Origin of the sequence: Rhizobium sp. P44RR-XXIV, assembly GCF_001999485.2 — a bacterium.
Taxonomy (GTDB): Bacteria; Pseudomonadota; Alphaproteobacteria; order Rhizobiales; family Rhizobiaceae; genus Rhizobium.
Window position 1 is genome coordinate 26,421 of the sequence record NZ_MPVZ02000018.1, and the last position, 13,849, is coordinate 40,269.

Here is a 13,849-nt window from a genome sequence, read left to right on the forward strand (position 1 = left end):
CCATGCAAATCAAGGCTTTGCGAGCCACAAAACCACGAGGGTTCAATTGGGACAGCGCGTGGCCATCTATTGCCGGGTTTCGACGGCTGATCAGTCCTGCGAACGACAGGAGCGAGATCTGACCGCCTTCGCCGGACGTGCCGGATATAAAATTGCCGGCATATATAAAGAGACGGGCTCGGGCGTGAAGCTGGACCGGGCCGAGCGCAAGAAGATCATGGCGCTCGCTCAGGCCAGACATATCGACGCCATCCTGGTCACAGAACTCTCCCGCTGGGGACGCTCGACGATCGATCTCCTCAACACGTTGCGCGAGCTGGAAAGCTGGAAGGTCTCAGTCATCGCCATGAACGGCATGACCTTCGATCTGTCATCTCCTCATGGCCGTATGCTGGCGACTTTCCTCTCCGGTATCGCTGAATTCGAACGCGATCTTATCAGCGAACGGGTCAAATCGGGCTTGGCCGTTGCCAAAGCGCGCGGCAAGAAACTCGGTCGACAGCGGGGGCAGCGCCCGAAGTCGGACCGTCTGGCTCCGCGAGTTCTGGCGCTCGTTGCTGAAGGCCGCAGCTATCGGCTCATTGGTCGCGAACTTGGGCTCAGCAAGAACACCGTCTCCGATATCGTGCAACGTAACCGCAACGCTATCGTCGCTCGCGAGCCAAATCGTTGAGCCCGATAAAGGTCCCGATGACATCGAGCGAGAACCGGAACGCCGGTTGATCGCCGGGCAACGCCGGCTCCATGACCAGAGATACGCCTACATCGTCTCCCGTTCGCCAAAAGCGAACTGATTGTTTCGGTGTTACCGGCTCCTTAGCTGGCGTACTCTGAGCCAGACATTGAGAAAACTGGCGGCGATCAAACCAGAGATGCCGACGTAGGCCAGGACAAGGCTTGGCATGAGACCGAGAAACACGACCGCTATCGCCAGCGTACTGAGCCCCCCGATGATGAGAGCCCACGGTTGATGATGGCTGCGTGTTCCAAGATATAGCCCGAGTAGGGTGACGGCCAGAAACGCTGCTAACAATGGGAACAGGATCGCATCTCTTTTGATGAAGCCAAGCCCGACGGCCGATACAATCGAAAGGAGTACCGGGGTACCGAGGCAGCAGAGCGCCGCGAAGACCGATCCGGCGGCCCCGAATTTGTCCAGGTGCCGTTTCCAAAAGGTACTTTGCTCGATGGTGTTCGCGGCCATAGCTGCAGTCTCCTACACACCTGCAACTTCGCACCCGCCGGGTGGATATTTTCGACGGCGCCGTTCACCCTTTGAGGCAGCAGCGTGCCGATGTGGAGCAGCGAAGAGAGGTGATACCGCTCTCCGCCCGCCGCCGCCAATCAGCCGGCGGCTATTGCGCCACATGCGACGGATAGCCGGCGTTGGTCGTCGCAGCAATGAGGGTCGGTACGCCGGTGACTGCGTCATCGAAAGAGACCGTGGCGACAGCACCCGACATTGCGTCGGCTTCCTTTACCTGGACCGCTGTGACACCCGAGACACGAGAGAGGGCCGTTTTGACGATGGGGGCGCAGAGCGCGCAGGTGGCGTTGTCAACGTTCAGTATAACAGTCTTCTCGCCGGCCACGGCGGCGAGCGGGGAAAGCAGAGCGAGGAGAACGGCAACTGCGACAGGGCGGATCATGGGATCATTCTCCTTTGGCTTAGAGGAACAGGGGCGCAAGTCTCGGGAACCCTAGTCCGACGATGACGAGGACGGTGGCAACCCAGAGGCCGGCTTTGGCGATCCGTCCCGACTTGGGCTGGGCGCAATAGGAGCCCTCAGCGCAGGCGACCTTTGGCTCGCGATAGACGAGATAGAACCCGTAGCCGAGGATACCGAACGTCATGGCGGCAAAAATCGGTTGATACGGTTCGAGGGCGGTGAGGTTGCTGATCCAGGCTCCGCCGATGCCCACGGTGAACAGGGCAAACGGGATGACGCAGCAACTCGAGACGGCGATCGCCCCGAGAATGCCGCCGGCGGCGAGCAGTTGCTGGCGTCCGCCCCGCTGGTGTACCGATGTCACGTGGATGGCGGCGGTCGCCGACGTTCGGGATCCTTTGAGACCTGATGATGCCTCCATAATTGCTCACTTTCTGCATCGTTGAACAGCGATTTGCGAAGTAGCCTACGCCTTGTAGTCACTACAGACTCAAGGGGGATTTCAACGATTTGCGATCACGCTTCTGTGAGGGCGTTGGAAAGTGGAACCCGTTGAGCAGTCGCTGTCGTCTGAAGACCGTAGCTGGGGTTTTCAAGCATCATGAACCGTGGCGCTACCAATCTCTGTTTCCGCAGTGCCTACGTGGCCAAGCGATCAAGATTTTGTCTTGACCCTGTACCGAGTACAGGGTGTAACGAATCTCTTTGGCAGCGATCGCGTCATCGGGATACCCGACGCGGTCGTGCTTGTGATTAATGGACCGCGCCGCAGCGATGCTATGGATCTGCGATCAGAACGGAGAGCGCCTTGGACGACAAACCGACCGCCGGCATCGTGACCGCGATCATCATCGCGCCTTTAGTCGCGCTTTGCTGCCTTGGACCGGTAGTCATCGGCTCGGCGGTGGGCGGCGTTTTGGGCTGGTTCAGCGGGCAAGGTCTCGTGATAGGGGGTGTGCTGACACTCCTGGCTGGAGCCGCCGGCTATGCCCTCATGCGCTGGCGCCGGGCTTCATCTCGTCGGGAAGATGCCTCCCCGACATGCACATGTGACGAGCCCAAAGCACGGCCCGGCAGCCGCCAACCACCAACCATCCTTTGAGCCGGCACACTCCAATCGCGAAATACCCCGTACACTCGGAGATACGCCCTTGCCCATGACCACGCCGGCCGCGGACCTCGCGGAAACGATCGAAGAAAACTCCATTCTGACGCCGCAATTCAACGCGGATGGGCTCATTCCTGCAGTCGCCACGGATGCGGCGAACGGTGTGGTGCTAATGCTGGCGTGGATGAATGCGGAGGCGCTGGAAAAGACGATCGAGACCGGTCAGGCCTGGTACTGGAGCCGGTCCCGCAAGTGTCTTTGGCATAAGGGCGCGACGAGTGGGCAAGTCCAGCAGGTCGAGGAACTGCGCATCGATTGTGATCAGGACGCGGTGTGGCTCAAGGTGCGCGCTGGCGGAGACGGCGGATGTTGCCATACCGGCCGGGCGAGTTGCTTCTATCGCCGGATCGTTACGGCGCCGGGTCGCCCGACGCTCCGCCGGGTGCCGGATGCCCCGCCGAGATAGGTCCTCAGGGTAATATCGATGTTTTCGAGCGCGACCAGGCGCTCCAGTATCACGGTCAGAAGACCGACCAGCCGCCGAAAACCCTCCAAAGCCACCTCCGGAAAGCCGTTCCGCCGGCGTGTCGCGATGGAGAGAGTATTGATCGTGCCATCACCGAAGCGCAGCGGAACGATAAGATAGTCGGTAAAGCCGTCAGCCCTAAGTTCGCCGTAGAGGTCGCACCGAAACGCTCGGACGTCCTGCAGGCGAGGAACGCGGAGCTCCGTGCGCGTCGTGTGCACATGATGATCCGGGGAAGCGAGATAGCCCGGTCGGTTCTTCAGACCATGCGGCCAATCGATGACACGAACTCTGTCGTCGTCGGCAAGCCAGAGATAGGTCCGGGCACGGAAGGCCGGATGCAGCGGCTGCGCGCTCACAAAGATGCGATCGACGCGAAGCGTTGCCGCGGACAGCAACCGTCCGATATCGCGGATCACCGCACGCGCGTCGGTCGACGCAGCGGCGCTGTCGGAGAGACCGAGTGCGAGGCGGCCGAGATGCATGCCCGGATCGCCGTAGGGTGCCTCGGAATCACAGACCCGGCGCTTGGTCATGGGCGTAATCCTGCTGAACGGGCAGGACTAAGACGCTCGACCGTCGGGAATCGCTGACTGGGGGACATTCCTTTGCTCATGCTGTCCTCGATGGTAAGGCCGTTGGCCGTTCGAAACGATCGTGTGTCTGCCGGTGGGGCGCCTCCCAAACTCTGCTCCCCGTCGCGTCGAGCGTTTTCAGAGACGCCCGCAATCGAAATGCCAGCCTTGCCGCATCAGCTACACCATCGAACTGATGTCCGACGCATAGCTGGGATAGGCGAAGATGATGCCCTTGATCCTGTTCGCGGTCAGCCCTGCGCCCATAGCCATGGCAAAGAGATTGATTTGTTCCTCCGCTCCGGGGCCGATCAGATGTGCACCAAGAATATGGCCGGTCCCGTTCTCGACCAGAACCTTGTAGGCACTGTAGCGCGCCCCGACCCGCAGCGACGAGTACCAGCCGGCGGTCTTTTCGAAATGCGTGTCAAAGGCCAGCCCCTTGTCGCGTGCTGCGGCTTCGGACAGGCCGACCGAGGAAAGCTGCGGCAGCGTGAAGACAACGCTTGGGATCGGCGGATAACTGACCGCGCGCTCATCCTTTCCTGCGAGCAGTTCTTGCCTGCAATCCGGCCTTCGTTGGCCGAAACCGGGGTCAGATTAGGCCCACTGTCGGCACAGTCGCCGGCTGCAAAAATGGCGGAATTTGTGGTCCGCATGTAGGGGCTGACCTTGATGCCTTTGCGGCCGTATTCCACGCCCGCGGCCTCCAGGTTGAGATGCTCGATGTTGGGCACGCGCCCGGTGGCATGAACCACCAGATCACAATTGATCGTCTGCTTTCCTTCCGGCGTCTTATAGGTAACGGTGAAATCCGACCCGTCTTTCTCGATCTTCAGAACCTTGGCCTCGGTCCGCAGGTCAATCCCCAGATCGGCGGTCGCCTCGGAAAGGATACCGACCAGGTCGGGGTCGAAATTGCCCAGCGGTCGCTCCATCATCTCCAGAACCGTGACTTCCCGCGCCCCTGCGCGTTTGGAGATATGGGCAAATTCCATCGCAATGAATCCGCCGCCGACGAACACGACCCGGTCCGGCCGTTCGGGCAGCTCGAGAAAGTCGGTGCTAGTCGCCAGCAACTCCTCGCCGGGGATATTCAGCGTCATTGGCCGAGCGCCGGTGGCGATATGAAAGTTCCGGGACGACAAGATCTCGCCATTCACCTCGATCTTGTCTCGCCCGGTGAAGCGTGCCTCGCCATGCAACACGGTGATACCGGCTTTCTCCAGCCCGCCCTCGATGCGACCAGGCATCGCGTCGGTGAACGTGCGCTTGAAGGCGATCATGTCCGCCCAGTCGACGGATGTCTGTGCTTCCAGCCCCTTGCCGCTCAAGTTGCGGGCCCAGTCAATGCCCTCAGTCACGGCGATCAGCATCTTTTTGGGATCGCAGCCTCGCAATGCACAGGTGCCGCCGAAAGGAAGGGCGTCGATGCTGGCGACCTTCCAGCCAGCGTCAGCGGCCATCCGGGCGACACCATTTCCACCCGTCCCACCTCCGATCACGATCAGATCGAAGCTTTTGTTATCGCTCATGCAATTCTCCTCTCCTAAAAGACTACTTTTCCCCCTGACAAAAAACCTAACCCCCACAGCAAGGTTTGCAACGCCCTGCCTGCAATAATACCCTTCTCAACATGACATCCGGCGACGCTTTTGAGCAGAACTACTTGCGCCGACCGTATATCGGTTGACCGACGGGGCCTTTGCCGTCGGTCTTGCCATTTGCCCGCGCGCGGTGCCGCCACAAGTAGATTCCGACAATGGCCAAGACGGCCGCTGCCAGCCAGAAGTAGCCGCCGCCGACCAGCCAACTGGCAAGGCCGGCAAAGCTGATCGCGCCTGTTGCTGCCAGTACAATCGCGCCGCAGCAGACGATCTTAGCCGCGAGCAATCCCGCAAGGCCGTATCCGTTCGAAGGTTCCATCGAAGCCTCCTATCCGGCGCAGCATGACAGCTTCGCCACGTCCTTGCCGAAGCCCTGCGCCGCCAGTTTCAACCCTTCGACCGTGGTGAGATAAGGGAAGATTGTCTCGCCGAGCGCCTTCGCCGTCATGCCGTGCTTGATGGCCAACACCACCGTCTGGATGCTGTCGGCGCCCTCGGGCGCGAGGATCTGTCCACCAAGCAATCGGTCGCTTTTGGCGTCGGCAACCAGTTTGATGAGCCCGCGCGTGTCGCGCGCGGCCAGCGCCCTCGGCACCTGGTCAAGAGATACGATCGAAGTCTTGGTCTCGAAGCCGGCGTCGCGAGCCGCCTGTTCGGTCAGGCCGACGCCCGCGACCTGCGGATCGGTGAACGTCACCCACGGCATGGCCGCATTGTCATAGACAAGGCTGTCACCGTTCAGTGCGTTTTGGGCAGCGAGCTTGGCGCCATAGGCTGCCATATAGACGAACTGGTCGCGACCGGTGACATCACCTGCCGCATAGACGCCAGGCTTTGAGGTGCGCATCCGCTCATCAACCAAGACGCCGCCATTACCGCATAGCTTAACTCCCGCCTCGGCAAGGCCAAGACCGCCGGTGTTCGGGGACCGCCCAGTGGTCAAAAGCACCTGCTCGGCCGCGATCACTTCGTCCGCTCCGTCGATGGCGACCGTCAGTTCGACACCGCGGTCCGTGCGCGCGATCCGGCGATAGGAGAGGCCGGTTAGGACGGTAATGCCCTCGTCGCGAAGATAACCGGTCAATGCTGCGGAGATTTCCGGCTCGGCTTCCGGCAACAGGCGGCGGCGGGTTACAAGTGTCACTTCCGCCCCGGCACGGGCGAACATCTGCGCCAGTTCACAGCCGATATAGCCACCGCCGATCACCAGCAGCGAACGCGGCAGCTCGGAAAGCTCGAGCGCGGTCGTGCTGGTGAGGTAAGGCACATCCCCAATGCCGGGAATGTCCGGCAGGGCCGGCGCTGATCCGGTAGCAATGATGATTTTGCCAGCCATGATCGGATCGCCGTTCACAATCAGAGCGCCCTGACCATTCAGGCGCGCTTTCCCTTCCAGATAGGCGACGCCGTTGTATTGTGGCAGAAGGTCGACATATTTCTTCTGCCTGAGCGTGGTCACCAGGTCGTCCTTGGCGGCGACCAAACGGCCCCAGTCAGCGACGTTGGCTTCCCCGGCAAGACCGGGAAAGCGATGCGCGGCGCGTGCACCATGCAGCGCCTCGGCAGCGCGGATCATCGTCTTCGACGGTACGCAGCCGACATTGACACAGGTGCCGCCGATCGTGCCGTGGCCGATCAGGGCGACATTCGCCCCCTGCTCAGAGGCCGTGATTGCGGCCGAGAACCCGGCCGAACCGGCACCGATCACCGCAAGATCGTAGCGGCCATTGCCTTTTTGGGGCGCACAGCAGTCAGACATGAAAATCTCCTAATGTTTCCTGGTATCGATGTGTGAACGATGTCGCCACAGCAGGTAACCGGCTGCGGCAATGATGAGGATGAGAATTGGCACCAGACCGTAGACCGCTGTTGTCAGCGCTCCCACGCCGATCAAACCTGCCGCCACCAGCAGGATCGGCACCAGACAGCACAGCGCCGCGATCAAGACGCCAACCACTCCGACGCCAAGCATGGACCGGTCAGGCACGGACTCAACTCCCGATCGCCTTGGCAGGATAGCCAACATTGGTGGAAGCAGCGGCAATGGCCGCGACCGTCGCGGTCGACGGGTCATAGGCAACCGTCGCCGTCTTGGCCTCGAAATCCACCTTGACCGACTTCACGCCCGCAACGCCTTCCATGGCCTTGCGCACGGTGACCGGACAAAGGGCACAATACATGTTCTCGATTGCGAAGGTCTGCGTCAGCTCCTTGACGGTAACCGTTTCCGACGCGGATTGTGCGGACGCGGGAAGGGCAAGTGGCAGCATAATAGTACCGCTCAAGCCAAGCGCAGCCGCGGCGACCAGATGTTTCGACAGGTATTTCACGTGGTTATCTCCTCGTTTCAATAGAACAGCGGCGCCCACCAGCCGATGGTGCTGGCGAGCACGATGAGGATCGTTGCGATCCAAAGCGCGGTCTTGGTGATGATGGCGGAGCGCGGACGGGCGCAGTAGGAACCCGGCTCGCACGCGGCTTTGGGCTTGAAATAGACCTGCCAGAAGCCAAACCCGAGCGGCACGAGTGTCGCCGCCGCGATATAGGGCTTATAGGGTTCGAGCATCGTCAGGTTGCCGATCCATGCGCCCGATACACCGAGTGTCACCAGGAGCAGCGGGACGATGCAACAGGCCGATGCCAGAAAAGCGCCGATAACGCTTATCGCCGCGAGCCCGCCCTCGCGCCGATCCGGTTCGGCGGCCGCCTTCGAAGAATTCAATGTCTTGCTACCAATTTCGTTCATCGCAAACCATCCTCGATTTCTGACTGAAAACAGGATAGGCTCTGTAGCCAGTACAGACTCAAGAGGTATTTTCACCATGAATTCTCTTCTTTCCGCCAAGGGACTGCAGCGCCACCAATTGGCCCGTGCGACCGGCTGCCATCTGGAGACCATCCGCTATTACGAGAAGATCGGCCTGCTACCCGACCCGCCGCGCAGCGCCAGCGGTTATCGCATCTATGACGAAACCGACGTCCGCCGCCTGCGCTTCATCCTCAGGGCGCGCGAACTCGGCTTTGGCATCGACGAGGTCCGCGGCCTGCTTCATCTTGTCGATTGCAGAAGCCAGACCTGCGCGGAGGTGCAGCGCCGGACCGAACCGCATCTAGCCGAGGTTCGCGCCAAGATTGCCGACCTCCAGCGCATTGAAGCGGTGCTCGTGACAATGATCTCGCAATGCTCTGGCGAAGACGTGCCGGAATGCCCGATCCTTAACGCGCTCGCCGCTTGACGGGCGCTTAGGGTGTCATTTCGCCCCATACCGGAACCGACCCCTAGTGCGTCAGCACAGCCCCTCACCCGGCTTTCCGGCCTCCGTTCGTATTGGCGCGCATCAACGACATCAGCATTGGTCCGAGCCCGAACTCCCCTGCCCTCGCTCGACGCGTGAGATCGCGGAGATATCCACCTGCCGAATTGATATGCCCTGCCCTCTCCAGGATTGCAGCCATAGCAACCGCCGCGTTCTCCGGCCCCATCACCTCACACGCTTCCTCATAAGCCGACGGGCTAACACCAAGCATTGATCGAACCACCACCGCGGCCCCCATCAGCTCCCGCCAATGGGAGATCGTCCCCCCGGGCCCGTAATCCAAAATCTGCGGGCAGGCTTTCAGGACCATCGACAGCGGGAACGCCTTCATCTGTTCCGGCTTTGCCAACGGCTGGGCAACCGCTTTGGGTGCTACTTCCAGCTCGACGGCTCCGCCCTGCTCTTTTCCAGAGCTAGGTTCAAGTTCATAGATGGATTCGGGTTTTGAATTCTGTATGTGACAGCCATTTTGAACAGCATTGCCGTCCATATTTTTAGAATCTAACTGATTTTCCAGAAGGTTGAGGACTTCGGTGCGCAAAAGCTGCATCTCGTCGAGGATTGCCTCCACCTGGCGACGGTCAGGATTGCGGGGGAGTCGGCTGACAATGCCGACATACATGTCTTCGATGGCTTCCCAGTCGCCGTCGGCCCCCTCCTCCATCGCGGCGGAAATTAGCTTGCGTACATCACGCCGGCAGATAGTCAGCGCTTCTTTGGCTCGTCTGAACTGCAGGCGCTCGGCAGCGACTTCCTGTGCCAGACCTGCAAGTTCCGCAGCACGAGCCAAAAGTGGAGAAAGATCGAATCCAAAAGCCTGCTCGATATCGCCACCCTTGTCACGGTGAGCGTAGCGCTTGCCGTTCGGACTATCCTTGCGCTGGATGAGCCCGGCTTCGACCAAGGCAGCCAAATGCCGCCGCAAGGTCGTTCCGGTTATGCCGTGCGCTCTGACAGACAGCTGAGCATTGGATGGAAAGACCACCAATCCACTATCGCAGTTGAGCTCGCTCTCTGGATAAAACGTCAGCAATGCGTCCAGCACAGTCAGCGCCCTGTCCTGGAGGCCAAGGCGTTCACGGGCCTCACAAGCGTCGCGAAACACTTTCCATTTTTCGACCTGGCGGCTTGGTTTCGTCTCGGACGTCTGGAGCTGCCTCTTTACAAGAGCAAGCACAGCCGGCCGCCGCCCAAAGGGCGTCGTCACATTTCCCGTCTGCATATTCCTTCACCTTTCTTCAGGCAAAAGAAATCCGCTCACCAAAACGATGCCAAAGACTCTTGACTGGGATTCATGGAAATGCGATTCTCGATCTTGCTAGGAATTGAGAGAGGCTTCCATGACGGAAACGTTTTGGGGGCCTTTTTCTTTTGTCGCGGTCTCTCCTCTTGACCAATTAATGAGTGTCTCGATCACACCTCTTTGTGAGTTGGATCTGAACGATTGTTGTATTCGCTTAGAAGATCAGGCATTCGGTCCGCGAGCCAGCGCGCGAAAGTGCGTTCCTGCTTCGGGATTGAGACCGTAGTTCCAGCCGAATTACTCTTCATGCGGCCAAAAACTCGGTCACCCACGGCGAAGTCAACAATCTCTTCAGCTGGCTCCGTAGTCACTTTGTCGGCCGCCGAACTTGCAGCACGTATCGCTTGGGCAATACGGCTGGAGCTGTCAGCGCCTCGAAACTCGACCGTGTCGATTATTTTACGAACACGTGCTGCGCTGCTCGGATCTTTCAGCAACTCGGCAAATGCGGTCCATTTCGGTCGACCAACTCCCTTTGCTCTTCCGATCGCAAGAATGATGTCTTCGGGTACCGCCTCCGTCACTCGAAAAAGATGCGATATTGCCGCTTCTGAAGCTCCCAAGATTGGGCACATGGCGCGATGGGAAAGGCCAGCACTTTTCAGCTGTACGGCCCACATTGCCTGCTCAATCCAGGTCAGGTTTTCCCGAACACCATTCTCGAGCGATTGCTCTTCAATCAACTGCCGATCGGAAAGTTCTCGAACATAGGCTCGAATCTTTATGGTCTCCGGGCGGTCCGATTCTGCCATTATGGCCTTGATCGCTGCCCATCGACGGTAACCGTATGCAAGCTGGTAATGATCCGCTTTCGTCGGATGCGGCCGAACAAGAACCGGAATTTTTTGGCCTTCACTTGCGATTGAAATCTTAAGCGCCTCGAGCTCTTTGGCCGCGTCCTCGTCGTTGCCAAAGCGATCTCTATAGGGGGAGCGGTCGATACGGTCAGGATCGAGTGAAATGACACTATCTTCTGTGAGCTGTGTCAGTGCCCGACCCACATTGGAAATGACAGGTGAAGAGTGCCGCCGCGCCAGCGAGGGCTTGTCGACGCGTCCGAGGACACAGGAGATTCCGTCCGGGTTTCGGCGGCCGCCATTCGCTGAAGGATGCTTTTCTTCATGTGCTACGTCCCCAAACTTTGTGAACGAGGTCGAGGATCTCGGAGTTAACTCGGTCAGCGCTCTCAATTGCGCGCTTCAACGCCTCACGACCGACCTCACCCGACTCAAGCTCGTATAGGGTCTTCTTCGCTACCGCTGCACCGGCGATTGCCGTCGATTCGAGCGCCTCCGCCACGAGTACATCATCACCAAACAATCGGCGCATGACTCCGGACATGTACTTCTGCGGCCCGTCATTCGGGTTCACGCGCGTGAGCAGGAAGCGGAAAAAGTCATGCTCAAATTTAGCTCCAAACTGCCCCAGCACCTCCGATAGATCGGAGATCATGATCAGGAACTGATTGCACGATGCAACGTCGAGCATCGCCGGGTGAACGGTAATGATTAAGGACGTGGCTGCATAAAGAGCAGCGAGTGTCGAGTATCCAAGGGACGGTGGGGTGTCGATGATAACGATATCGTATCGATCATCGACGCGGGCCAGGGCACTGCTTAGCCGCTCGAAAAACAAACCCAGGTCATCTCTGGTTTTCGAGGTCAGATAGGACGGGGTATCAAACTCAAAGTCCATTAGCTCCAGATTGCCAGGAACTAGATCGACACCTGGGAAATAGGTTGGCCGGATCACTTCAGCGAGCGGCCGCCTCTCATTGTCATATCGAATGGCTGCATAGGCTGTCTGGTTCTCGCCGAGATCGAACTCGGGCTGAATACCAAATAGCGCAGTCATCGATGCTTGCGGATCAAGATCCAGACACAAGACCCGATAACCCTGAAGCCCTAAAAAATGTGCGAGATGGATAGAAGTGGTTGTCTTGGAACTACCACCTTTGAAATTCGCCGTAGCAATTACCTGAAGCTTTTCCCCTTTGCGACGATGCGGAAGCAGCTCGCCAGCTTCGTCAGGACGAAGTTCGGCCAGGAATCGCCTCAGTTCCTTGACCTGCTCTATCGTGTACGTTCGCCTATTGTTTTCTGCGCGCTCGGGCAAAGGCCCCTTCCCTTCCAGCGTCAACTGGCGAAGAGTACTTTCCGGAACCTTGAGTAGCCTCACTAGGTCAAGGGTTGAGAATGTCCGGCCAAATGTTTTCTGCGCAGAGGGTGGATAGACAGCTTCACGCATATCGTTCAGCTCCGCAGAGAGTTTCGAGGTGTAGACCTCGATCTTCGACGCAGTGTCTCTGACGCTCTGAGAAGCTGGCTGCAACATGCAATCCTCGTGACGGTTCTGATCACTTTACGAGATCATTTCCGTCAGGGATGCCAGACTGACTCCGATTCTTCAAGGCGTTTTTCGTTAACAAGAAGTTAACCCATCAAGGATGCCCGACTTTACAGTTGTAAAGTTTTGGGTCGATGCGCATGAGGCCCGACAGTTTTGCTAGGGCCCCTTCCCTGTAGAAGAGCTGAACTGTCGGAGATAGTCAGCGACTGCCTGAGCCTTCGCGGCGGCAGTGATGACTGCACGTGAATCCTGCTTCAGCACCTTGAGCCAGTTTTCAACGTAAGTCGCGGTGTTGTCTCGCGGATCATGCTCAATGCCAAGATCGGCGCAGACGAACGCGGCTGAGATTTCGGCAATAAGCTCCTCCATTGCGTAGGTCTCGCTCCCGAACCGCCCGCTAAGGTCACGATCAAGGCGTGATTTTGCGCCGCTCCAGTGGTTTTATGCCGATATCGGCATAAAACCCACTGGACGGGCCACGCTTCGCGCCTTGACCGCGACCTGGCGCACCCGTTCGGGAGCGAGGGGTACGCCAAGGAAGAGCTGCGCGCCGAGATCGCTTCCATGATCGTCGGCGACGAGCTGGGCATCGGCCACGATCCGGGCCAGCACGCCGCCTATGTGGGTTCGTGGATCAAGGCGCTGCAAGACGAGCCGCTGGAGGTGTTCCGCGCGGCCGCCGATGCCGAGAAGATTCACGACTACGTGCTGGCCTTCGAGCAGAAGCAGGTTCAGGAGCAAGACCAGCAGCAGAGCCAGGCCCAGGACGAAGCCGTGGCCCAGGCCCTGGCCGTGGACATTGCCGAAGTCCTGGACAACCCGGACGTGTCTTTCAGCCACTACCAGGCATTCCAGGGCGACACCCTGGAAGACGCCTTGCGCAGCCGTGGCCTCGAAACCGTGGGCAGCATCACCGGCACCGATCCCGAGCAGTTCTACGCGGTCGCGCATGACCGGCTGTCGCCGGTGTTCGGCATCGACCCGAGCCACACCGACACCGACAACGCCTACCTGGAGCGCAAGGGCTTGGCGCAAGAGTTCGCCAACATGGCCGAACAGCTCCACCTCGCGCAGCAGCTCCAGCAGCACGGCGAACAGATCGTGTCGATCATCGACGCCGAAGCCAGGTGGAGCGACGGCCAGCGCATCTTTGCGTTCCACGACCAGGACGGTGAACCCCACCAGGTTCGCAGCCTGGACGAGCTGAACAACTACGCGCCCGACCAGTTGATGGCCCTGCCGGCGCTGACCCAGCAGCAAGCGGCCGTCGCAGACCAGGAGGCGAACATGACCCCACCGACCAACGACCAGGCGGCCGCCCTGCTGGCCCGCCCCATCCTGCCGACGCGGTGCAGGGCATCGAGCAGGCCGCCGCGCGCGCGGCAGCTCGCCGC

General features: G+C 59.6%; 17 protein-coding genes and 2 pseudogenes. 5 read left to right on the forward strand and 14 right to left on the reverse strand.

Annotation, left to right across the window (positions count from 1 at the left end; genetic code table 11):
* Positions 1–46: 46 nt before the first annotated feature.
* Positions 47–673, forward strand: coding sequence for a recombinase family protein (locus BSK43_RS00290; protein ID WP_052642521.1), 627 nt, complete (start codon positions 47–49; stop codon positions 671–673).
* A 132-nt stretch (positions 674–805) separates the two neighbouring features.
* On the opposite strand, the gene BSK43_RS00295 is transcribed toward BSK43_RS00290, so the two are convergent.
* From BSK43_RS00295 to BSK43_RS00305, 3 genes are all read right to left on the reverse strand, one after another.
* On the reverse strand, positions 806–1,204 hold the full coding sequence (locus tag BSK43_RS00295) for a MerC domain-containing protein (protein WP_077472848.1): 399 nt from the start codon (positions 1,202–1,204) through the stop codon (positions 806–808).
* Between the two features lie 151 nt (positions 1,205–1,355).
* Complete coding sequence (locus BSK43_RS00300) at positions 1,356–1,649, reverse strand: cation transporter (protein WP_052642517.1); 294 nt, start codon at positions 1,647–1,649, stop codon at positions 1,356–1,358.
* Positions 1,650–1,668: 19 nt separating this feature from the next.
* A complete protein-coding gene (locus tag BSK43_RS00305) occupies positions 1,669–2,091 on the reverse strand; it encodes a mercuric transporter MerT family protein (RefSeq protein WP_077472849.1) in 423 nt (140 codons plus the stop codon).
* Between the two features lie 387 nt (positions 2,092–2,478).
* Between BSK43_RS00305 and BSK43_RS00310 the strand changes: the two genes are divergently transcribed.
* Both BSK43_RS00310 and hisI read left to right on the forward strand, forming a co-directional pair.
* Positions 2,479–2,772, forward strand: coding sequence for a hypothetical protein (locus BSK43_RS00310; protein WP_077472850.1), 294 nt, complete (start codon positions 2,479–2,481; stop codon positions 2,770–2,772).
* A gap of 55 nt (positions 2,773–2,827) precedes the next feature.
* The gene (gene hisI, locus BSK43_RS00315) at positions 2,828–3,244 is read left to right on the forward strand and encodes a phosphoribosyl-AMP cyclohydrolase (RefSeq protein ID WP_077472851.1); all 417 of its coding nucleotides are present in this window, start codon (positions 2,828–2,830) and stop codon (positions 3,242–3,244) included.
* Here the strand turns inward: hisI and BSK43_RS00320 are convergent.
* The 7 genes from BSK43_RS00320 to BSK43_RS00350 form a co-directional block, all read right to left on the reverse strand.
* Entirely contained in the window at positions 3,175–3,840 is a 666-nt protein-coding gene (locus tag BSK43_RS00320; protein ID WP_052642511.1) for a hypothetical protein, read from the reverse strand. The genes hisI and BSK43_RS00320 overlap by 70 nt on opposite strands.
* Before the next feature lie 350 nt (positions 3,841–4,190).
* Positions 4,191–5,414: an NAD(P)/FAD-dependent oxidoreductase gene (locus tag BSK43_RS00325; protein WP_205910578.1), complete on the reverse strand. Its 1,224-nt coding sequence runs from the start codon at positions 5,412–5,414 to the stop codon at positions 4,191–4,193.
* Positions 5,415–5,544: 130 nt separating this feature from the next.
* Positions 5,545–5,805: a hypothetical protein gene (locus tag BSK43_RS00330; RefSeq protein WP_052642507.1), complete on the reverse strand. Its 261-nt coding sequence runs from the start codon at positions 5,803–5,805 to the stop codon at positions 5,545–5,547.
* Between the two features lie 9 nt (positions 5,806–5,814).
* Positions 5,815–7,245 carry a mercury(II) reductase gene (merA, locus tag BSK43_RS00335; protein ID WP_052642505.1) on the reverse strand — a complete coding sequence of 477 codons (1,431 nt, stop codon included), beginning with the start codon at positions 7,243–7,245 and terminating at the stop codon, positions 5,815–5,817.
* 9 nt (positions 7,246–7,254) lie between these two features.
* Positions 7,255–7,473, reverse strand: a complete 219-nt coding sequence (locus tag BSK43_RS00340; RefSeq protein ID WP_125302879.1) for a hypothetical protein — start codon at positions 7,471–7,473, stop codon at positions 7,255–7,257.
* 4 nt (positions 7,474–7,477) lie between these two features.
* Positions 7,478–7,816: a heavy metal-associated domain-containing protein gene (locus BSK43_RS00345; RefSeq protein ID WP_225246255.1), complete on the reverse strand. Its 339-nt coding sequence runs from the start codon at positions 7,814–7,816 to the stop codon at positions 7,478–7,480.
* A gap of 17 nt (positions 7,817–7,833) precedes the next feature.
* On the reverse strand, positions 7,834–8,232 hold the full coding sequence (locus BSK43_RS00350) for a mercuric transporter MerT family protein (protein WP_052642501.1): 399 nt from the start codon (positions 8,230–8,232) through the stop codon (positions 7,834–7,836).
* Positions 8,233–8,308: 76 nt separating this feature from the next.
* Here BSK43_RS00350 and BSK43_RS00355 point away from each other — a divergent pair, with 76 nt between their 5' ends.
* Complete coding sequence (locus BSK43_RS00355; RefSeq protein ID WP_052642499.1) at positions 8,309–8,722, forward strand: helix-turn-helix domain-containing protein; 414 nt, start codon at positions 8,309–8,311, stop codon at positions 8,720–8,722.
* 64 nt (positions 8,723–8,786) lie between these two features.
* On the opposite strand, the gene repC is transcribed toward BSK43_RS00355, so the two are convergent.
* The 4 genes and pseudogenes from repC to BSK43_RS00375 form a co-directional block, all read right to left on the reverse strand.
* Positions 8,787–10,025, reverse strand: a complete 1,239-nt coding sequence (repC, locus tag BSK43_RS00360) for a plasmid replication protein RepC (RefSeq protein WP_077472852.1) — start codon at positions 10,023–10,025, stop codon at positions 8,787–8,789.
* 191 nt (positions 10,026–10,216) lie between these two features.
* Positions 10,217–11,296 carry a plasmid partitioning protein RepB gene (gene repB / locus BSK43_RS00365; protein ID WP_246662457.1) on the reverse strand — a complete coding sequence of 360 codons (1,080 nt, stop codon included), beginning with the start codon at positions 11,294–11,296 and terminating at the stop codon, positions 10,217–10,219.
* Positions 11,226–12,440 carry a plasmid partitioning protein RepA gene (repA, locus tag BSK43_RS00370; RefSeq protein WP_052642541.1) on the reverse strand — a complete coding sequence of 405 codons (1,215 nt, stop codon included), beginning with the start codon at positions 12,438–12,440 and terminating at the stop codon, positions 11,226–11,228. The genes repB and repA overlap by 71 nt, the downstream gene beginning before the upstream one ends.
* Before the next feature lie 171 nt (positions 12,441–12,611).
* Positions 12,612–12,896 (reverse strand): annotated as a pseudogene (locus BSK43_RS00375) (zincin-like metallopeptidase domain-containing protein); the annotation flags it as partial.
* Positions 12,897–12,920: 24 nt separating this feature from the next.
* Between BSK43_RS00375 and BSK43_RS00380 the strand changes: the two are divergent.
* Positions 12,921–13,849 (forward strand): annotated as a pseudogene (locus tag BSK43_RS00380) (zincin-like metallopeptidase domain-containing protein); the annotation flags it as partial.